Origin of the sequence: Micromonospora sp. NBC_00858 (genome assembly GCF_045207365.1) — a bacterium.
Lineage (GTDB): Bacteria > Actinomycetota > Actinomycetes > Mycobacteriales > Micromonosporaceae > Micromonospora.
In genome coordinates, this window is sequence record NZ_CP108828.1 from 2,780,605 (window position 1) to 2,800,437 (window position 19,833).

At 72.3% G+C, this 19,833-nt stretch carries 15 protein-coding genes, 1 pseudogene and 1 riboswitch; of the genes and pseudogenes, 9 read left to right on the plus strand and 7 right to left on the minus strand.

Going from position 1 to position 19,833, the window contains the following annotated elements:
• Positions 1-35 precede the first annotated feature (35 nt).
• From OG990_RS13140 to OG990_RS13155, 4 genes and pseudogenes are all read right to left on the minus strand, one after another.
• On the minus strand, positions 36-1,409 hold the full coding sequence (locus OG990_RS13140) for an MFS transporter (RefSeq protein ID WP_406080658.1): 1,374 nt from the start codon (positions 1,407-1,409) through the stop codon (positions 36-38).
• A 209-nt stretch (positions 1,410-1,618) separates the two neighbouring features.
• Positions 1,619-2,587, minus strand: a complete 969-nt coding sequence (locus OG990_RS13145) for a mechanosensitive ion channel family protein (protein WP_328417307.1) — start codon at positions 2,585-2,587, stop codon at positions 1,619-1,621.
• A gap of 43 nt (positions 2,588-2,630) precedes the next feature.
• Positions 2,631-3,544 (minus strand): annotated as a pseudogene (locus OG990_RS13150) (SPFH domain-containing protein).
• Positions 3,545-3,905: 361 nt separating this feature from the next.
• Positions 3,906-4,376: a DIP1984 family protein gene (locus OG990_RS13155; protein WP_406080660.1), complete on the minus strand. Its 471-nt coding sequence runs from the start codon at positions 4,374-4,376 to the stop codon at positions 3,906-3,908.
• A gap of 187 nt (positions 4,377-4,563) precedes the next feature.
• Here OG990_RS13155 and OG990_RS13160 point away from each other — a divergent pair, with 187 nt between their 5' ends.
• From OG990_RS13160 to OG990_RS13190, 7 genes are all read left to right on the plus strand, one after another.
• Entirely contained in the window at positions 4,564-5,694 is a 1,131-nt protein-coding gene (locus OG990_RS13160; protein WP_406080661.1) for a peptidoglycan-binding protein, read from the plus strand.
• A 135-nt stretch (positions 5,695-5,829) separates the two neighbouring features.
• On the plus strand, positions 5,830-6,243 hold the full coding sequence (locus tag OG990_RS13165; RefSeq protein ID WP_328417314.1) for a VOC family protein: 414 nt from the start codon (positions 5,830-5,832) through the stop codon (positions 6,241-6,243).
• A 61-nt stretch (positions 6,244-6,304) separates the two neighbouring features.
• Entirely contained in the window at positions 6,305-7,879 is a 1,575-nt protein-coding gene (locus OG990_RS13170) for an FMN-binding glutamate synthase family protein (protein ID WP_406080663.1), read from the plus strand.
• Positions 7,880-7,936: 57 nt separating this feature from the next.
• A complete protein-coding gene (locus OG990_RS13175; RefSeq protein WP_328417318.1) occupies positions 7,937-8,461 on the plus strand; it encodes an N-acetyltransferase in 525 nt (174 codons plus the stop codon).
• Positions 8,458-8,970 (plus strand): GNAT family N-acetyltransferase, encoded by a 513-nt coding sequence (locus tag OG990_RS13180; protein WP_406080665.1) that lies wholly within the window; start codon positions 8,458-8,460, stop codon positions 8,968-8,970. The genes OG990_RS13175 and OG990_RS13180 overlap by 4 nt, the downstream gene beginning before the upstream one ends.
• 82 nt (positions 8,971-9,052) lie before the next feature.
• Positions 9,053-10,240 carry a DNA polymerase IV gene (gene dinB, locus OG990_RS13185; protein ID WP_406080667.1) on the plus strand — a complete coding sequence of 396 codons (1,188 nt, stop codon included), beginning with the start codon at positions 9,053-9,055 and terminating at the stop codon, positions 10,238-10,240.
• A gap of 109 nt (positions 10,241-10,349) precedes the next feature.
• The gene (locus OG990_RS13190; protein WP_406080669.1) at positions 10,350-10,703 is read left to right on the plus strand and encodes a hypothetical protein; all 354 of its coding nucleotides are present in this window, start codon (positions 10,350-10,352) and stop codon (positions 10,701-10,703) included.
• An 84-nt stretch (positions 10,704-10,787) separates the two neighbouring features.
• Here OG990_RS13190 and OG990_RS13195 read toward each other — a convergent pair whose 3' ends face one another.
• Positions 10,788-11,459, minus strand: a complete 672-nt coding sequence (locus OG990_RS13195) for a transglycosylase family protein (RefSeq protein ID WP_406080671.1) — start codon at positions 11,457-11,459, stop codon at positions 10,788-10,790.
• Positions 11,459-11,628, minus strand: a riboswitch (cyclic di-AMP (ydaO/yuaA leader). It overlaps the preceding gene by 1 nt.
• A 288-nt stretch (positions 11,629-11,916) precedes the next feature.
• A complete protein-coding gene (gene htpG, locus OG990_RS13200; protein WP_406080673.1) occupies positions 11,917-13,833 on the minus strand; it encodes a molecular chaperone HtpG in 1,917 nt (638 codons plus the stop codon).
• Positions 13,834-14,067: 234 nt separating this feature from the next.
• Here htpG and OG990_RS13205 point away from each other — a divergent pair, with 234 nt between their 5' ends.
• Positions 14,068-14,766, plus strand: a complete 699-nt coding sequence (locus OG990_RS13205) for an SDR family oxidoreductase (protein WP_406080675.1) — start codon at positions 14,068-14,070, stop codon at positions 14,764-14,766.
• 72 nt (positions 14,767-14,838) lie between these two features.
• On the opposite strand, the gene OG990_RS13210 is transcribed toward OG990_RS13205, so the two are convergent.
• Positions 14,839-16,596 carry a M28 family peptidase gene (locus OG990_RS13210; protein WP_406080676.1) on the minus strand — a complete coding sequence of 586 codons (1,758 nt, stop codon included), beginning with the start codon at positions 16,594-16,596 and terminating at the stop codon, positions 14,839-14,841.
• Between the two features lie 317 nt (positions 16,597-16,913).
• Here OG990_RS13210 and OG990_RS13215 point away from each other — a divergent pair, with 317 nt between their 5' ends.
• Complete coding sequence (locus OG990_RS13215) at positions 16,914-19,808, plus strand: ATP-binding protein (RefSeq protein WP_406080677.1); 2,895 nt, start codon at positions 16,914-16,916, stop codon at positions 19,806-19,808.
• The last annotated feature ends 25 nt before the right edge of the window (positions 19,809-19,833 follow it).

Consider the following 19,833-nt stretch of genomic DNA (forward strand, 5'->3'; position numbering starts at 1 on the left):
GCCCCTCCGGCCGCCGCCGGGGAGGCCGCCGCCGGTCAGACGGTCGTGGCGTTGTCGCTCGGAGGTTTGGTCGTGAACGAGCCCCGCCCGGCGGTGGGCCGGGCGTGCGACCGTCGGTGGCGGGCCACCAGCACCAGCGCCACGATGAGGTACGGCCCAGCCGTGACCGCGAACGCCACCGCGTTGCCGGCCGCTGTGGCGACCAGGCCGTAGCCGACGTAGGTCACGATGATCAGCACATCGGTGGCCATCCCGGCCAGCGAGGTGACCGTGGCGCGGCTGCTCCCGGTGATCTGGGCCTGGAGTCGCGCGTCGGCCAGCACGGTGGCCAGTTGCGCGGCCCCGAACGCCACTGCGAGCAGCACGAAGCCGGCCGGGTGCACGATGAGGGCACCCCCGGCCAGCGTGACGGCGACCACGCCCAGCAGGGCGGCGTAGCCCCGGCTGCTCAGCCGCTCACCCGCCGGGGCGAGCAACCCTCCGGCGGTGACACCGGCCCAGAGCAGCAGGAGCAGCAGCGGCACGACCTCCGCCCCGACGCCGGTGTCCAGGGCCAGCAGCGGGGTGTACTCGTCCAGCGCGCCCCAGTCGGCGGCCACCACCGCGACCAGCAGCACGGCGGCACGCACCGGCGGATGTGTACGGACCTGCGCCAACCCGGCCCGCAGCGCGTCCCGCCAACCCAGGTCGGCATCGTCGCCGTCCGCACCGACCAGCGGGACCGCCGGTGCCGCCACGGTCGACACCGGGTCGCGGTCCCGGGCCGCGGCGGCGGCCACCGGCGCCGCGACCCAGGCAGGGTCGTGCGGCGCGGCCGGGAGGTTGCGGTGCTCCGGGAATCGGGTGGCGACGGCGGCGGCGAGCAGGCAGGCGAGCACGCTGGCCAGACCGACCGCCGGGTACCCGCCGGCGGCGAGCACCGGGCCGGCGAGCACTCCGGTGACCAGTACGCCCAGCACACCCGCCGTCCGGGCCCGGCCGAGCACCCGGGCGTACCGGCCGACCGCGCCGAGCCGGTCCAACTCGGTCCACACCAGCGCCTCCAGTGCGCCGGAGGCCAACGCCCCGCCCGCGCCCCAGAGCAGGAACCCGACCGCGAACGCCGGGTACGACGGAACCAGCACCCAGAGCGCGAAGCCGGCGGCCGTCACCAGCGGAGCGAGGCACAGCAGGAGCCGGCGGGACACCGCGTCGGCCCAGGCGCCGGAGGGCACCTCGAACAGGATGCCGGCAGCCGACCAGATGACGAAGAGCGAGGAGACCTGCCCCACCGACAGCCCGGTGTCGGCGAAGAGCAGCGCGTACAGCGGGTAGAGCAGGACGAGGTCACTGAGGAACGCGTACCCGTAGAGGGTGACCGCGAGCCGGCGGACCGCCGGGTCGGGCACGCGCGAGGCGAGGTGGGTCATGAGGCCTTCCCGTGGGAGCGGAGACGGACACCGGACGTGCGGTGCCCGCGGTGGCCCACGGGATCGGCCTACGGCGTTGGATCAATGTCGCCAGGTCATGTCGGCGATGCTAGACCTGGTTCGCGGCGCCGGCCAGCGTTTTCGGGGTGCCCGACGACGCGAAGCGGGGCGGGCTCCCGAGGGAGCCCGCCCCGCTGTCCCGCACGGTGTCAGCGACGGTCCGGGTCCAGCGGCGGGATGACCGTGGTGGCCTCGATGTCGTCGCTGGTGCGCTGGCTGGGCGCCACGCGGTCGCCGCCGCTCACCACCTGGGTCGCGTCGGCGTCGACGCCGGGGCTCACCACCTGGGTGGCGTCGGGGTCGGCGGGCGGACGCACCACCTGGGTGGCCTCCGGGTCGGCGGACGGACGCACCACCTGGGTGGCCTCCGGGTCGGTGTCGACGGCCGACGGCCGGGCCAGCTTGGCCTCGGCGTCCCGACGGCCGGCCCGGTAGGCCCGGGCGTGCGTGGCGATCAGCTGCGACTCCTGCTCGGCGCGGGTCAGCCACGCCTCCCAGCGGCTCTGCATCGGACGGATCAGGCCGCCGCCGACCCCGACGACGAGGATGCCGCCGACGGTGGCCAGCACGGCGATCAGCACGGGGGTGGTGACCGCGGTGGCCACGCCGATCTGGTTCAGCGCGGCGATGACGCCGAGGCCGAGGATGAACACCGAGGCGATGCCGGCCAGCACCCGACCGTAGGAGAGCCCGCCGAGCGCTCCGCTGATGATGTCCTTGACGGCGTTGGCGATGGCAGCGGCGACCACCACGATGACGATCGCGACGAAGGCGCGGGGCAACCACGAGATCACCGCGGCGATCAGGTCGGAGATCGGGTTCGGTCCCCAGATGCCGAAGGCGAGCTGCAGGGTGAGCAGCAGCACCGCGTAGTAGACGAGCTTCGCCACGATGTCGCTGGCGTCGTACCGGGAGCGGCTCAGTGCCCGGCGGATGCCGCCGCGTTCGACGGCGCGGTCGAAGCCCACCCGCTCCAGGACCTTCTCCACGATCTTCAGTACGGCCTTGGCGATCAGCCATCCCGCCACCAGGATCGCCAGGAAGGCGACGGCCTTGGGCAGAAAGAGCATCACCGAGCGGAGGGCGTCGCCCACCGCATCGCTGACGTTGTCACTCATCGGGTTTCCTCCACGCGGGGCAGCCGGGACGGTCGGTCCCGACCTACCCCAGCTGCCGCGCGCGGAAACGCCGGCCGCTCAGCCCTGCGGCGTACCGGGGTGGTCGTCGCCCTCCTCGGCGGCGGCGGCAACGCCCTCCGTCACCGGCCCGAGATCCGGCGTCGCGGGTGTCACCGGCTGGCCCGGCCCAACCGCGTGTGGTGCCATCTGGTCGAAGAAGCGCAGCAGTTCGACCGGGAACGGCATGACCAGGGTGCTGTTCTTCTCGGCCGCCACGTCCACCACGGTCTGCAACAGGCGGAGCTGGTACGCGCCGGGTGTGGCCTCCATCGCCCGGGACGCGTCGGCCAGGCGCCGCGACGCCTGGAACTCGCCGTCCGCGGCGATCACCCGGGCCCGGCGTTCCCGTTCCGCCTCGGCCTGCCGGGACATCGACCGTTTCATCCCTTCGGGCAGCGAGACGTCCTTGACCTCCACCCGCTCGATGAGCAGCCCCCACGGCTTCTCGGTGGGCGCGTCGATGACGGACTTCAGCTCGGCGTTGACCCGTTCCCGGTCTCCCAGCACGGTGTCCAGGTCGGCCCGGCCGATCACCGAACGCAGCGCGGTCTGCGCGACCTGGAGCACCGCCGAGGGATAGTCGTGCACGTTCACCAGCGCCTTCACCGGGTCCACCACCCGGTAGTAGACGACCGCGTCGACGGTGAGCGTGACGTTGTCCCGGGTTATCGCGCCCTGTGCCGGTACGCCGATCACGGTGGTCTGCAGGCTGACCCGCGCCATCCGGTCGGCGATCGGGACGATCAGTTGCAGGCCCGGCTGGCGGACCCGCTCCAGCACCCGACCGAACCGGAACACGATGCCGCGTTGGTACTGCTGCACCTGCCGGACGCTGAGTGCCAACGCCAGCAGCACGACCACGACGACGATGACCAGGCCAACGACGGTGGCTCCCATGACATCCCGCTCCCCCGGAGGCGCCCACCTCCCCGGAGCGCCGGGTACCCGTTCCGTCCCCGGCCATGCCGCCGTTCGGGATCTGCCAGGATGACCCAGGCACTGGGCCTCATCTGGTCGTGTGCGACTGGCCGTCCCGCGGTGTGGAGTGCCCCGAGCCCACCCTCGCCGTCGTGGATCTGTACGTGGTGATGTGTCGTGCGTGCTGCACTGTCACCTGTCCTTGGTGCTGGGCTGCGTCGTGATCAGGGAGTTGAACCCCGCGCTGCCCTTCGCGCGCCAGGAGAGGGTGCCGGTTTGCAGCCGGCCCTGTGTGTACACACCTCCACGACGGCTACCTGCTCCACATCGTCTCCGCCGGTCAGTCCAGCAGGTCCGCCTCCCAGTTCGTACGCTGGATCTGCACCTCGAGTTCGCGCAGTTCCCGGGCCAGTTGGTCGGCGCGACCCCGCAGCTCCGCGACCGGCAGCGCGGCGAGCATCTTCAACTCTGAGCGCAACTGCCGGGCGTACTGGCCACGCCCACCGCCGGCGGCGGCGTCGGCGGAGCTCGTGATCGCGGCGTGCCGCAGGCGCAGGACGTCCCGCCGCGCCAACGCGTCGGTGAGCGTGCCGAGGTCGCCGACGGAGACCGTGGCGTTGGTCCGGTTGATCCGCCGGATCAGGGTCTCCAGCCCGTCGAGTACCTCGTCCAGCTCGATCAGGAGCGCCCCGGCATCCTCGGACGGCAGCTCACCCTCCTGGTACCGGGCGCTGCCGGTGATCCGGGTTCGCAGCTGTTCCACCCGTCGTACCGCATCGGCGCGATCTGCCAACGCCTCACCAAGCTTCATCTTCCACCCCCGAGTCAGCGCGGCCAGATTAGCCGAACTTTGATCTCCCGGCCGACCGGTTATCCCGCCGTCGACTCCGGTTCGGCAAGGTCTAGCGCCCTGGTGAGATTTGGCAATATCCTCCGGAGCACGTGCGGCCACTGGAGTTACTTTTCATCCCCCGCCGTCGGCCGCAGGAGGAGATGTCATGCACGTCGACCATTCCGAAGTGGATCGCCGGACGCTACTGCGGGCCGGTCTCGGCGCCGCCACAGTTGCTGTTGTCGGGAGTCAGCTCGCCCTCCCGGGCGCGGCGCAGGCCGCCCCCGGCACCGACCTGGACTGGATCATCAGCTGCGACGAGTGGGACGCCCGCCCGCCGAAGGATCCGCTGGCGGTCAGCGCCATCGCCACCAACAAGATCATCGTGCATCACATGGCCTTCCCGAACGTCACCGACTACTCCCGTGAGCAGGCGGTCAAGCTGGCCCACGACTGCCAGGACCTGCACATGGACGGCAACGGCTGGTCGGACACCGGCCAGCACTTCACTGTGAGCCGGGGCGGCTACGTGCTGGAGGGCCGTCGGGGCAGCCTGGAGCGGCTGGAGGTCGGCGACCGGCAGATGATCTCGGCGCACTGCCCGGGCGAGAACGGGCGGGCCATCGGGATCGAGAACGAGGGCACCTACGTCACGGAGACCCCGCCGACGGCGCTGACCGACTCGCTGGTGAAGCTCTGCGTCTCCATCTGCCGGCAGTACGGGCTGCACGCGCACGACATCTTCGGCCACTGGGACTTCCGTACCACGCAGTGCCCGGGCGCGGCCTTCTACCGGCAGTTCCCCACACTGCGCCAGCGGGTGTTCGCCGCCCTCGGCACCGACCTGGGCGACGTGCCGGCGCGCCGCTGGCCGGACCTGTGGCGCTTCGTCAACTCCCCGTCGGTCCGGGTGGTGCAGTACCTGCTCGCGTTCCGCGGCTACCCGGTGACGGTCAGCGGCACGTTCGACGCCGCCACCGTGACGGCTGTGCAGGACTGGCAGGCCCGTAACGGGATCCCGGTGGACGTGGACGCCACCCTCACCACGCCGACCTGGGAAACCCTGGTGCCCGAGTTGAACCAGCACGCCACCGGCCTGCCGGTCACCGCGGTGCAGGAAATCCTCGCCACCAAGGGGTTCGCCGTCACCGTCACCGGGGCGTACGACCACGCCACCCGAGCGGCGGTGAAGGACCTGCAGGCGCTGCACGGGCTGCCTCGCAACGGCAAGCTCAGCACGAGCACCTGGTGCACCGTCGTTGGCGGGACGGTACGGCAGTCGTTCCGGCACCGCTGATCCTCGGCCTGGTGGCGGCGTGGACGCGGTCCACGCCGCCACCAGGACCGACACCAGCGCAAACGTGGGCGCGCCTCGTTGTCCACCCCCCACCGGTCTGCGACGATGACGCCGACCAGGACCAAGGAGGGTGCTGTGCAGACGCGACTCAACCCGTACCTCAACTTTCCCGGCACCGCCCGCGGCGCGATGGAGTTCTACCACCGCGTGTTCGGCGGCGAGCTGACGATCAACACCTTCGGCGAGTTCGGCAGCGCCGAGCCGGGCCTGTCCGACCAGATCATGCACGCGCGGTTGGAGTCCCCCAGCGGCTTCACGCTGATGGCCTCGGACACGGCGCCCGGGATGAACCACGTGCCCGGCAGGAACATCGCGATCAGCCTCAGCGGTGACAACGCCGACGAGCTGCGCGGCTACTGGGACCAACTCTCCGCGAACGGGTCGGTGCTCGTGCCGATGGAGAAGCAGATGTGGGGCGACGAGTACGGCCAGTGTGTCGACCCGTACGGCATCGATTGGATGGTCAACATCGTCCAGCCGCAGGCCTGACCTGCGCGGCCTCGCCGGTGGATCGGTTTGGCCGACGACCCGGGCGGAAAGAGTGCGGGGCATGAGATGGGCCCGCCGAGCCGTACCTGCCGTCGCCGCCGCTGTCGCCGCGCTCGCCGCGCGGGACCTGATCCAGCGCGACCACGCGCTGCTGCGCAATTTTCCGGTGCTCGGGCGCGCCCGGTACCTGCTGGAAGCGATCGGGCCGGAGCTTCGGCAGTACATCGTGGCCGGCAACAACGAGGAACGGCCGTTCACCCGGGACCAACGCCGCTGGGTGTACGCGTCGGCGAAGCAGCAGAACAACTACTTCGGCTTCGGCACGGACAACGACATCGAGTACACCCCCGGCTACCCGATCATCAAACACCGCACCTTCGGCCGGGCCGTGCCGCCGTCGACACCGACCGCCGGGCACGACGTGCGGCTGCCCTGCGCCAAGGTGCTCGGCGCGGCCCGGGGACGGGCCCGCGCGTTCCGACCGGAGTCGGTGGTCAACATCTCCGGGATGAGCTTCGGCTCGCTCTCCGGCAACGCCGTCACGGCACTCAACCGGGGCGCGGCGCTCGCCGGGTGCCTGCAGAACACCGGCGAGGGTGGCCTGTCGCCGTACCACCGCAACGGCGGTGAGCTGGTCTTCCAGCTCGGCACGGCGTACTTCGGCTGCCGGGACAAGCACGGCCGGTTCAGCCTGGACCGGCTGAAGGACCTGGTCGCAAGCGCGCCGGTGCGGGCGCTGGAGATCAAACTGAGTCAGGGCGCCAAGCCCAGCCTCGGCGGGCTGCTGCCCGGGGCGAAGGTGTCCGCCGAGATCGCCGCCACCCGGGGCATCCCGGCCGGGCAGGACTGCGTCAGCCCGTCCCGGCACGCCGAGTTCTCCGACTGCGACAGCCTTCTCGACTGGGTGGAGCTGCTGGCCGCCGAGACCGGCCTGCCGGTCGGCATCAAGTCGGCGGTCGGCGACCTGGGCTTCTGGCAGGACCTGGCGACCCTGATGCGGGACACCGGCCGGGGCGTCGACTTCGTGACGATCGACGGCGGCGAGGGCGGCACCGGCGCCGCGCCCCTGATCTTCACCGACTCGGTGTCGCTCCCGTTCCAGCAGGGCTTCTCCCGGGTCTACAAGGTCTTCGCCGAGCACGACCTGCACGAACAGGTGGTCTTCGTCGGCAGCGGCAAGCTCGGCCTGCCGGACAACGCCATCGTCGCGTTCGCGCTCGGCTGCGACCTGGTCAACGTGGGCCGGGAGGCGATGCTGTCGATCGGCTGCATCCAGGCGCAGAAGTGCCACACCGACACCTGCCCCACCGGGGTGGCGACGCAGAACGCGTGGCTGAGCCGGGGCCTGGATCCCACGCTCAAGTCGGTTCGGGCGGCCAACTACCTGCGGACGCTGCGCCGGGACCTGACCAAGGTGGCCGAGGCGTGCGGCGTGGAGCACCCCGGCCTGATCGACACCGACGCGGTGGAGATCCTGGACGGCCGCACCGGCTCCACCCCCCTGCACAAGGTGTACGGCTACCGGCCGCAGTGGGGGCTGCCCTCGCCGGCCGACCGGGCGGAGATCGTCCGGCTGATGACCCCGGAGGCGCCGCAGGGCGGTAGCGCCCCGCCCTCCCCCACCGCCGTCGGTTGACCGGCGCCCGCCGATAACGCGTGGAACCGGCGCCCGGGGGCACCGTATCGTGGCGCGGTGCTGATCAGACGTGAGACGCCCGCCGATGTCGAGGCCATCCGCGCGGTGCACGCCGCCGCCTTCGCCGCGCCGGACGCCGGCGGTGGCGTACCGGTCGAGGCGACGCTGGTCGACGCGCTCCGCGCCGACGAGGGCTGGCTGCCCGCGTACTCCCTGGTGGCGACCGACCCCGACGGACAGGTGGTGGGGCACGTGGTGGCCACCCGCGGCCGGGTGGCCGGTCAGCCGGTGGCGCTCGGCCTGGGGCCGCTCGGTGTGCTCCCCGGCTGGCAGCGGCGTGGGGTCGGCACGGCGCTGATGCACGCGGTGCTCGGTGCGGCCGACGCCCGGGACGAGCCGCTGGTGGTGCTGCTCGGGCACCCCGACTACTACCCCCGGTTCGGGTTCCGGCCCGCCGTCGAGTTGGGCGTCACCCCGCCGCAGCCGTGGGGGCCGCAGTACTTCCAGGCCCGCCCGCTGAGCGCCTGGCGGGAGTCGATCCGCGGCGAGTTCCGCTACGCCGCCCCGTTCGACGACCTGTGAGCCGTCCGCTCATCCGGCGGCGGCGCGCCACCGACCTCGACGGATGCGTCGCGGCGCTGGCTCTGGTTCACCAGGCCGACCGGTACCCGCTGAACTGGCCCGCCGACCCGCACCGCTGGCTGCGCGAGCCTCGCCCGGCGCGCGCCTGGGTCGCCATCGACGACGGCGGGACCGTCGTCGGGCACGTGGCGGTGCAGCGGATGCCCGACCGGGCGGACGTGCCGCTCGCTCGGCCGACGGCCGAGGTGGCTCGCCTCTTCGTGCTGCCGGCCGCCCGTGGCATGGCGCTCGGCAGCGCACTGCTGGCCCGGACCCGGCAGTGGGCGGGCGAGCGCGGGACGGACCTGGTGCTCGAGGTGGCCGACGGCGACGCGGCGGCCGCCGCCCTCTACGAGCGCACCGGGTGGCGGCGCACCGGCACCAGCACGGCATCGTGGACCGCCCCGGACGGCAGTGCGGTGTCGATGCACCACTACACGTTGCCACCCGACGCGACGCCGGAGCGTTAGGGCACCGCGACACCGCCTGGCCGCGCCGTCGCGTTCGCCCAGCTCACTGTGGTGATCATCCGCGCCATGCGAACATATGTACGTGTCGTCCGGGGCCAGCATCCTGCACGCCGATCTGGACGCCTTCTACGCGTCGGTCGAGCAGCGCGACGACCCGCGCCTGCGGGGGCGGCCGGTGATCGTCGGTGGCGGCGTGGTGCTCGCCGCCAGCTACGAGGCGAAGGCGCGAGGCGTACGCAGCGCGATGGGCGGCCAGCAGGCGCGCCGGCTGTGCCCGGACGCGATCGTGGTGCCGCCCCGGATGTCGGCGTACACGGCGGCCAGCCGGGCGGTGTTCGAGATCTTCCGAGAGACCACCCCGCTTGTCGAGGGGCTCTCCATCGACGAGGCGTTCCTGGACGTCGGCGGCCTGCGCCGGCTGGCCGGGCCGCCGGCCGACATCGCCGAGCGGCTGCGCCGGGAGGTCCGCGAGCGGATCCACCTGCCGATCACGGTGGGCGTGGCCCGGACGAAGTTCCTGGCGAAGGTGGCCAGCGGGGTGGCGAAGCCGGACGGGCTGCTGGTCGTCGCGCCCGACGCCGAGCTGGCGTTCCTGCACCCGCTGCCGGTGGAACGGCTCTGGGGTGTCGGCCCGATCACCGCCGCGAAGCTGCGGGAACGACGGATCCGTACCGTCGGGGAGGTGGCCCGGCTCGGCGAGGCGGCGCTGGTGTCACTGCTCGGCGCCGGTGCCGGTCGACACCTGCACGCCCTGGCGCACAACCACGACCCCCGGGCGGTCCAGGTCGGCCGCCGGCGCGGCTCGATGGGCGCGCAGCACGCGCTGAGCCGTACGCCGCACCCGCCGGCAGAGCTGGACGCCATCCTGGCCGGCCTGGTCGACCGGGTCACCCGGCGAATGCGGGCGGCCGGACGGTCCGGGCGCACGGTGGTGCTGCGGCTGCGCTTCGGCGACTACACGCGGGCCACCCGTTCGCACACCGTAGGCAAGGCGACGGCGGACACCACCCCGCTGCTCGCCGCCGCACGGGCGCTGCTGCGAGCCGCACTGCCCGAGATCGACCGGCGGGGCGTCACACTGATCGGCGTCTCGGTGGGCAACCTGGACGACAACCCGGTCCAGCCCGAGCTGCCGTTCCACCGCGACCCGGGGGCGGAGTTGGACGCCGCGGTGGACGCTGTCCGCGACCGGTTCGGGTCGACGGCGCTGACCCGAGCGGTGCTGCTCGGCCGGGAGCCGGGCGTCGAGATGCCCCTGCTGCCGGACTGACCGAAGGGCGGTCGGCCTGCGATCAGAGACACATCGCAGCAGGTCGGCGGTTTAGCGGCCGGCTGATGGGGTGACTCTTGAGAGGAACAGCCTGACAGGGGGGACCACCATGCCCGACGACACCAGCAACCGTCCGAGCCGCCACGAGCAGCGTCCCGGCGACGTGACCGACCCGCTGCTCTGGCAGCTCGCGGTCGACGTGCTCAGCGCACACGAGCCGGACGAGGACGGCGCCTGCGGCAACCTGCTCTGCGCCGGCCAGCCGTGGCCGTGCGCCGCTCGCAGGAACGCTGAACAGTCGCTCCAGCTGTCCCGTGGTGCGACAGACGCACCGGCCACAGCCTCTGCCGAGCGGGGCGAGGACGGCACCGCAGACGCTGACTGGTCGGCGACGGACGCTCCGGCCCCGCGCCGCGCCTGGTCGGCCGGCTCGCGTCCAGGGGCGGCCGCCTCGGCCGCCTGACCACCACCTGCCGGGGCGCCCCTCCTCGACACACGCCTGCGGGCGCTCAACCGGACTCCGGTCGAGCGCCCGCGGGCTCGTGCGTCAGAGGCTGAGCCGCTGACCCGGGAAGATCAGACCCGGGTCGGCGCCGATCAGCTGCCGGTTGCCCTCGTACAGGGCCTGCCAGCCGCCCGCCACCCGGTGGGTCTGGGCGATCTCCGACAGCGTGTCGCCCGGCTTGACCAGGTACGTCTCGCCGCCCGTCGTCGGCGCGGTGCGCTGGTGGTTGCGGGTCGCCGGCTGCTCGCCACGCGACGACCGCTCCTGCGGCTTGGTGGTCTTCGTCGACGACTTCCCGGTGGACTTCGTCGACGACTTCCCGGTCGACTTCGTGGCGGAGCCGCCCGACGAGCCGCCCTTCTTGCCGCAGGTCGGCCACGCACCGATGCCCTGCCCGTCGAGCACCTTCTCGGCGACGGCGATCTGCTCACCACGGCTGGCCAGGTCGGCGCGGGCGGCGTACTTCTTGCCGCCGTAACCGGCCCAGGTGCTCTGCGAGAACTGCAACCCGCCGTAGTAGCCGTTGCCGGTGTTGATGTGCCAGTTGCCGCTGGACTCGCACTGGGCGATCGCGTCCCAGTTGACCGCGGCCTGGGCCGGGGCTGCCGGCCCGAAGAGGGCGACGGCCCCGGTGACCGCGCCGACGGCCAGCGTGCCGACGGCGACGCGGCGGGTGGTGACCCGTCGGTGACGGGGCGTGTATTCAGATGTCATGTGAGCTTCCTCCACGCCGACGAGGTGAGCTGTCGGGTTCGGGCCGAGGAGCCCGGCCGCGCGGTGGCGGCTTCACCCCGAGGTGACGTGCACCGAGGAACCTGGGTCCCCCGCTCCTGCCTGGATGACTGGCCGGCCGACCGGCGGCAGGATTTGGCGTACCGGTGGCGGTGTCCGCATCGACGAACCTGACCGACGTTAGGCACCGTCGGTGACGATCGCCCACCCCCTGTGAACTTCTTCACCGGGGCACGCGGGGCGGTCCACGCAGCGGTTGCGGGCGACCGGAGACTGTGCAGTGACCATCATGGACCGTTTCCGACCAGGTCGTTGTCTCAGGCGATGTGGCGGAGCGCGGGAGTGTTCGCCCGCTGGGAGCGCGGGTAGCGGGTCACCGTGCGGCCCGGCCGGCGGAGCCCGTTGATCGGGCGGCCCGCCGGCCGGACGGGTCAACCGGTCAGAGGGTGCGGGCCAGCCGGTCGGCGAGCGCCCGGGTGAACCGGGCCGGGTCGGCCAGCTCGCCGCCCTCGGCGAGCACCGCCAGGCCGTACAGCAACTCGGCGGTCTCGGTGAGAGCAGCGGAGTCGCCGCCCTGCTCGTGCGCCTTGCGCAGCCCCGCGACCAGTGCGTGACCGGGATTGATCTCCAAGATCCGCTTCGTGGACGGGATCTCGTGTCCCATGGCCCGGTACATCTTCTCCAGGGTCGGGGTGAGATCGTGCGCGTCGCCGACGACGCAGGCCGGTGAGGTGGTCAGCCGGGACGACAGGCGGACCTCCCGGACGCTCTCGGCCAGCGTGGTGCCCAGCCAGTCGAGCAGTGCGGCGAACTCCTGTCGCTGCTGCTCACGCTCGGCCTCGGCCTGCTGCTTCTCCTCGTCGGTGTCCAGGTCGACCTCGCCCTTGGCGATCGAGCGCAGCGGGCGGCCGTCGTACTCGCCGACCCGCTCGACCCACACCTCGTCGACCTGGTCGGTGAGCAGCAGCACCTCGTGGCCCTTGGCCCGGAACGCCTCCAGGTGCGGGGAGTTCTCGATGGTGGCCCGGGAGTCGCCGGTGGCGTACCAGATGTCGTTCTGGCCGTCCTTCATCCGTGCGACGTAGCCGGCCAGGTCGGTGGGCTCGGCCGGGTCGTGGGTGGAGGCCAGCGACAGGATCTCCAGCAGGGTGTCGCGGTTGTCGGTGTCGTCGATCAGCCCTTCCTTGACCACCGCGCCGAACTCGGTCCAGAAGGTGCGGTAGCGCTCGGGGTGGTTGACCTTGAGGTCCCGGACGGTGGCGAGGACCTTGCGGACCAGCCGGCGGCGGACGATCTGGATCTGCCGGTCCTGCTGGAGGATCTCCCGGGAGATGTTCAGCGACAGGTCGTGCGCGTCGACCACACCCTTGACGAAGCGCAGGTAGGTGGGGACCAGCGCCTCGCAGTCGTCCATGATGAACACGCGCTTGACGTAGAGCTGGACGCCGCGGCGACCCTGCGGGGCGAACAGGTCCAGCGGGGCGTGGCTGGGCAGGAACAGCAGCGCCTCGTACTCGAAGGTGCCCTCGCCCTTCATGTGCACGACCTCGAGCGGGTCGGCCCAGTCGTGGCTGACGTGCTTGTAGAACTCGTGGTACTCGGCAGCGTCGACCTCGTCGCGGGACCGCGCCCAGAGCGCCTTCATCGAGTTGAGGGTCTGCACCTCGCTGGTGGCGTCCGCGCCGTCGGCGCCGGGCCGCTCGACGCTCATCCGGATCGGCCAGGCGATGAAGTCGGAGTACCGCTTCACGATCTCCCGGATGGTCCACTCGGCGGTGTAGTCGTGCAGGTTGTCCTCGGTGTCGGCCGGCTTGAGGTGCAGCGTCACCGTGGTGCCCTGCGGCGCCTCGTCGACCGTCTCGATCGAGTACGTGCCCTCGCCGGCGGACTCCCACCGGGTGCCGCCGGTCTCGCCGGCCTTGCGGGTCAGCAGGGTGACCCTGTCGGCGACCATGAACGCGGCGTAGAAGCCGACGCCGAACTGGCCGATCAGGTCCTGCGAGGCGCGGGCGTCGGCGGACTCGCGCAGCTGGCGCAGCAGCTCGGCGGTGCCGGACTTGGCGATCGTGCCGATCAGCCCGACCACCTCGTCGCGGGTCATCCCGATGCCGTTGTCGCGCACCGTCAGGGTGCGGGCGTCCCGGTCGACCTCGATGGCCACGTGCAGGTCGTCGGTGTCGGCGGTGAGGTCCTTGTCGACCATCGTCGTCAGCCGCAGCTTGTCCAGCGCGTCGGACGCGTTCGAGATGAGTTCCCGCAGGAAGACGTCCTTGTTCGAATAGATCGAGTGGACCACCAGTTGGAGGAGCTGACGCGCCTCGGCCTGGAACTCCAACGTCTCGGCCTGGTTGCTCACACCGTCTCCCCTTTTCGGCTCATGCGGAGGTTCGCGGAAAGGATACGAGCCGTCACCGGCGGGGCCGTGCCCGCGTCCGGGTCGTATTCCCGATCCGGGCCGCGCCGGCCCGTGACATAGCTGACTTTGCTTAACCGAAGTCAGCTAGATACCGTCGGGTCGACCACAAGGCGGCCGAGCCTGACCACCCACCGTTCCGCCAGCACAGCGGGGCGCGACCCCTGGAGCAGTCCCATGAAGATCGCTGGAAGCACCGCCCTCGTCACCGGCGCCAACCGCGGCTTCGGCCGGCACCTGGCCGCCGAGCTCCTCTCCCGCGGCGCGACCGTCTACGCCGGCGCCCGCAACCCGGACAGCGTCGACCTGCCCGGCGTAACGCCGGTCCGGCTGGACATCACCGACCGCGCCTCGGTGGCCGCCGCCGCCGCGCTGGCCGGAGACGTGAACCTGCTGATCAACAACGCCGGCATCGAGACCGGAACGGACCTGCTGGAAGGCGACCTGGACCTCGTCCGACTGGAGCTGGAGACCCACTACTTCGGCAACCTGTCGATGGTCCGGGCGTTCGCCCCGATCATCGCGGGCAACGGCGGCGGCACGATCCTCAACGTGCTCTCCGCACTGTCCTGGGTGAGCTTCCCGAGCGTCGGGGCGTACAGCGCCGCGAAGTCGGCCGAGTGGTCGATGACCAACGCGCTGCGCGTCCAGCTCGCCGAGCGGGGGGTTCGGGTCGCCGGCCTGCACGTCGGCTACATGGACACCGACATGGCCGCCGCGGTCACCGCCCCGAAGTCCGACCCGGCGCTGATCGCGCGGATCGGGGTGGACGGCATCGAGGCCGACGCGTACGAGATCGTGACCGACGAGACCAGCCGGCAGGTGCAGGCCGGGCTCGCTGGCGGGGTGGCCGCGCTCTACCCGCAGCTCCCCTGAGTACGACACCACGGCCGTGATCGGGCCGCCGCCGGCTTCCCGGCGGCGGCCCGTCTTCGGGTACGCGGAGCGTCAGCTCGCCTGCAACGTCACGTCGTCGATCACGAAGCTGGTCTGCAACGAGGAGTCCTCGGTGCCGGTGAACGTCAGCGTCACCGTCTGCCCGGCGTACGCGGCCACGTTGAACGTGCGCTGGATGTACCCGGTGGCGGCGTTGAGGTTCGAGTACGTCGCCAGCGTGGTCGAGCCCACCCGCACGGTGAGCCTGTCGTACGCCGTGGAGCCGGTGGTCTCGGCGGTGTCGATGTGCAGCCAGAACGACAGCGTGTAGCTGGCACAGCCGGCCGGGACGGTCACCGACTGGGACAGGGTTTCGGTACGGGTACTGCCGTACCCGTTGAGCCACGCCTTGTACGACCCGGTCCGGGCCGGCTGGCTGCTCGAGTTGGTGATCACGCCGGAGGACGCGGTCCACGGCGTGGTGCCGCTCTCGAAGCCGCCGTTGCCGATCACCTGGCCGCCGGCGCAGCCACCGGTGCCGGTCACCGTCAGCGCGAGGCTGGCGCTGCGGGTGACCGAGCCGGTGCCGGTGACCGTGATGGTGAAGGTGCCGGTCGCCGCGCTGGCCGAGGCGGTCAGGGTCATCGTGGCCGAGCCGCCGGAGGTCACCGAGGACGGGCTGAAGGAGACGCTCACCCCGCTGGGCGCGCCGGAGGCCGAGAGGCTGACCGACTGCGCGGAGCCAGCGGTGGTGGCGGTGACCACCGTGGCGGTGGTGCTGGCGCCCCGGGCCACGGTGCGCGTGGTGGGGTTGACCGCGACGGAGAAGTCGTTGGTCGGGGTGCCCCCGCCCACGGCGAGCTGCCACAGCGCGTACGCGACGCCGTCCGCGGACCGGTTCAGCACGGTGGCGCTGACGTTGGCGGTGGTGTCGCAGGCCCGGTGGTAGCACGGGTCGTAGGCGGAGTTGGCGGTGCCGCCCCACTTGGCCGCCTGGGCGCTGGTCTTGCGGGCGCTGGCGCCCGCGGCGTAGCCCGAGGTGGGGATGCCGGCCTGCTGGAAGTAGTAGTCGTCGGAGCGGCCCTGACCCTCGACGTTCTCCTCCGGTTGCAGCCCCAGCGAGTCCCAGTACGCCTTCAGCGGCGCCGCCGTGGTGGAGGTGACCCGGTTGATGAAGTAGCCACCGTTGGTCGAGCCGACCATGTCGAAGTTGTAGTAGCCCTTGATGTAGCCCCGCTGGGTGGTGTTGAGCGAGTTGACGTAGAACCGGGAGCCGTTGAGCCCCTGCTCCTCGTCGGTCCACCAGGCGAACCGGACCTTCTTCGTCATGGTCGGGTTCTGCGCGGCCAGGACCAGCGCGTTCTCCAGCAGGCTGGCCGAGCCGGTGGCGTTGTCGTTGATGCCCGGGCCGGCCGAGACGCCGTCCAGGTGGGCGCCGAACATGACCACCTGGTCAGCCGGGCCGCCGGGCCACTCCGCGATCAGGTTGTTCGAGGGGTACGTGCAGCTGGAGCAGTACTGCTCGCTGACGGTGTAGCCGGCTGCCTGGAGTCTGGTCTTCACGTAGTTGACCGAGGCGGTGTAGCCGGCCGAGCCGGCCCGCCGGTTGCCGCCGTTACTGCTGGCGATGGAGCCGAACTGGGTCAGGTGCGCCTGGACGTTGGTGATGGAGATGTCCGGCGCCGCCAGGACGGCGGTGGGCGCGGCGATCGGCCGGGCCGCTGCCGTACCGGCGATGGGTGACGCGGTCGCCGGCTGGGCGGCCAGCGTCACCGCCATCCCGGTGAACACGGCGAGCGCGATTCCCGCGCTCAGCGTTCTGCCTCTCATGGGGGCTCCTCGGGGGTTGGAGAGATAACGGAGACACTTACAGATATCGATGTCTTCGGCATCGGTCGTTCGTCCGGAACCCCCACCGGTTCGGCGACATCCGGCGCACTGCCCAGCGGGCCGTCGGATGACACCGCGGGACCGGAACATCCCGTTTGACCGCCACCGCTCCGTACGCTGAGCGCACGCCGGCCCGGCGGTCGGTACGGCGGGGTGCCGGCGTCGGCACAGGTGAGGCGAGGTGCCAGGATGGGTGGATAACAGCAGCAGGGGTCGTCGGGCCCGGAACGGGGGCTGGCGATGGGACCTGGTCGAGCGTGACACAACCCACCACGGACCTGTTCGGCGGCGGCAGCGAAGCCGGCCGATTGATGGCGGAGCTGGACTGGTCCCGCACCCCACTCGGCCCGGTGACCGGCTGGCCGCAGAGCCTGCGGGCCGCGGTGCGGTTGGTGCTCTCCTCCCGCTACCCGATGCTGCTGCTCTGGGGTGACCGCTTCTCCCAGCTCTACAACGACGCGTACTCCGCGCTGATCGGCGACAAGCATCCGGCCGCCCTCGGCGACGACGTACGGGTGACCCTGGCCGAGGGCTGGGACGTGCTCGCTCCGCTGATCCAGCAGGCCATGGCGACCGGGGTGGCAAGCTGGGTCCCCGCCCTGCAGCTGCTGCTGGATCGCTCCGGCTACCGCGAGGAGGCGTACTTCAGCGTCTCGCACGCCCCGGCCCGCGACGATGAGGGCCGCACGGCCGGCGTGCTGACCGTCTGTAGCGAGGTCACCGAGCAGGTGGTCGGCGAACGGCGACTGCGACTGCTGCGCGACCTGTCCGTACGCGGCGACGGGCGCACCGTCGACGTGGACGCCACCTGCGCCCGGCTGATCGACGCGATCGACGGCCACCCGCTGGACGTGCCGTTCGCCGCGATCTACCTGCGCGACGGCGCGGTGCTACGGCGGACCGCCTGCGCCGGCGGCGGCCCGGGCCACGCCGCCGTGGCGGGCGCCCTACCGGCCGCCGTCGAGCTGACCGACCCGGCCCCGACCACCCACGCCTGGGGGCTGCCGGCCGCAGCCGCGGGCCGCTCCACCGAGGTGACCGCCGTCGCCGACCGGCTGGCGCTGCCGGCCGGCCCGTGGGACGACCCGGTCCGCACCGCGCTGGCGCTCCCGCTGCCCTCGGCCGACGAGGCCCAGCCGCTCGGCGTCCTCCTGGTCGGCGTCAGCCCCAGCCGCCGGTTGGATGAGGCGTACCGCTCCTTCTACCAACTGCTGGCCCAGCAGGTCTCGGTGGCGCTGCGCAACGCGCGGGCGTACGAGGAGGAGCGGCGCCGCGCCGAGACGCTGGCCGAGCTGGACCGGGTGAAGACCGACTTCTTCACCAACGTCAGTCACGAGTTCCGGACCCCGCTGACCCTCATGCTCGGTCCGCTGGCCGACGCGCTCGCCGACGGCGCCGCGCCACTGGCACCGGTGCAGCGGGAGCGGGTGGAGACCGCCTGGCGTAACGCCACCCGACTGTTGACCCTGGTCAACAGCCTGCTCACCTTCTCGGCCCTGGAGGCCGGGCGGGCCGGCAGCGACGCCCGGGTCATCGATCTCGCCGCCCTCACCGCCGAGCTGGCCGGCGTCTTCCGGGCCGCTGTCGAACGGGCCGGTCTGACCCTGGAGGTCGACTGCCCGCCGCTGCGCCAACCGGTCACGGTGGACCCGGTCAACTGGGAACGCATCGTCACCAACCTGATGTCCAACGCCCTGAAGTACACGTTCATCGGTCGCATCCGGGTGAGCCTGGAGGCCGACGACGACGAGGAGGTGCGGCTCAGCGTCACGGACACCGGCATCGGCATCGCCGAGCCGGAGCTGCCGAGGCTCTTCGAGCGCTTCCACCGGGTGCGGGGCACCCTCTCGCGCAGCCACGAGGGCACCGGCATCGGCCTGGCCCTGGTGCACGAGCTGGCCCGACTGGAGGGTGGCGAGGTCCGGGTGACCAGCCGGGTGGGCTTCGGCAGCACCTTCACCGTTGCGCTGCCCTGGTCGGCGGCACGCCGCACGGCAGTTCCCGGACCAGCGCCCGACGGTCGGGGCGACGCGGCCCGAGCCGCCGTCCACGAGGCGATGACCTGGCTGGCCGACCCGGCGGGCAGCGATGCGGAGCCCGCTCCGGCGCCCAGGCCGGCCGGGGACGAGCTGACCGGTGCGCGGATCCTGGTCGCCGACGACAACAGCGACATGCGGGCGTACCTGAGCCGGCTGCTCACCGGCCAGGGCTGGCGGGTCCGGGCCGTCACCGACGGCCGGCAAGCCCTCGACGCGATCCACCGCGAGCCGCCGGACCTGGTCCTGACCGACGCGATGATGCCGGTACTGGACGGCTTCGACCTGGTCCGCCGGCTCCGCGCGGACCCGACGACCCGGGCGCTGCCGGTGCTGGTGCTCTCCGCGCGGGCCGGCGGGGAGGCCAGCGTGGCAGGCCTGAACCTGGGCGCCGACGACTACCTGGTGAAGCCCTTCGCCGCGGCCGAGCTGATCGCCCGGATCCGGGCCGCCATCCGCGGCGCCCGCGCTCGCACGGCAGCACCAACCGACGCCGGCCGGGCGGACGCCGACGACACCCCGCCGGCAGTCGACACCACACCGACGCCGACGCGATCCACCGCCGTCGTGTCGGCTCCGGCGGCCCTCGAGCCGGCCGAACCCGCGCCAACTCAGCTGGGCGTCGGGCTGGCGGGCGACCCGGCCGACACCCACGCCCGGAGCGCCGCCATGGAACCGCTCGGCGACGCCTCCCTGGGGATGGCTCCGGTCCACCGGGACGGGCCGGACGGCGATGCCGTGGACGTCAGATGGACGTACCCCTCCACGGCCACCTCGGCCGCGGCGATGCGCCGCGACGTCCGGCTGGCGCTGGCCGATCTGGACGTCGACCCGGACGTGCTGGAGGATCTGCTGGTCGCCGCCTCCGAGGCGGTGAACAACGCCGTCGAGCACGCGCAGCGGCCCAGTCGGCCGGAGGTGCGGGTCGGGGTCGAGGTGGGCGCCGGCCTGGTCCGGATCTCGGTGCGCGACTTCGGCACCTGGCGGGATCGCCGGCCGGCGATGGACCGGGGACGGGGCGCGCTGCTGATGAACGCCTACGGCGACGTGCGGCTGGTCTCCACCGGCGAGGGGACGACGGTCACCATCGAACGCAGGCTGAACGACCCGGCCTGAGCCGCCCGCCACCCGCGCCCGCCGA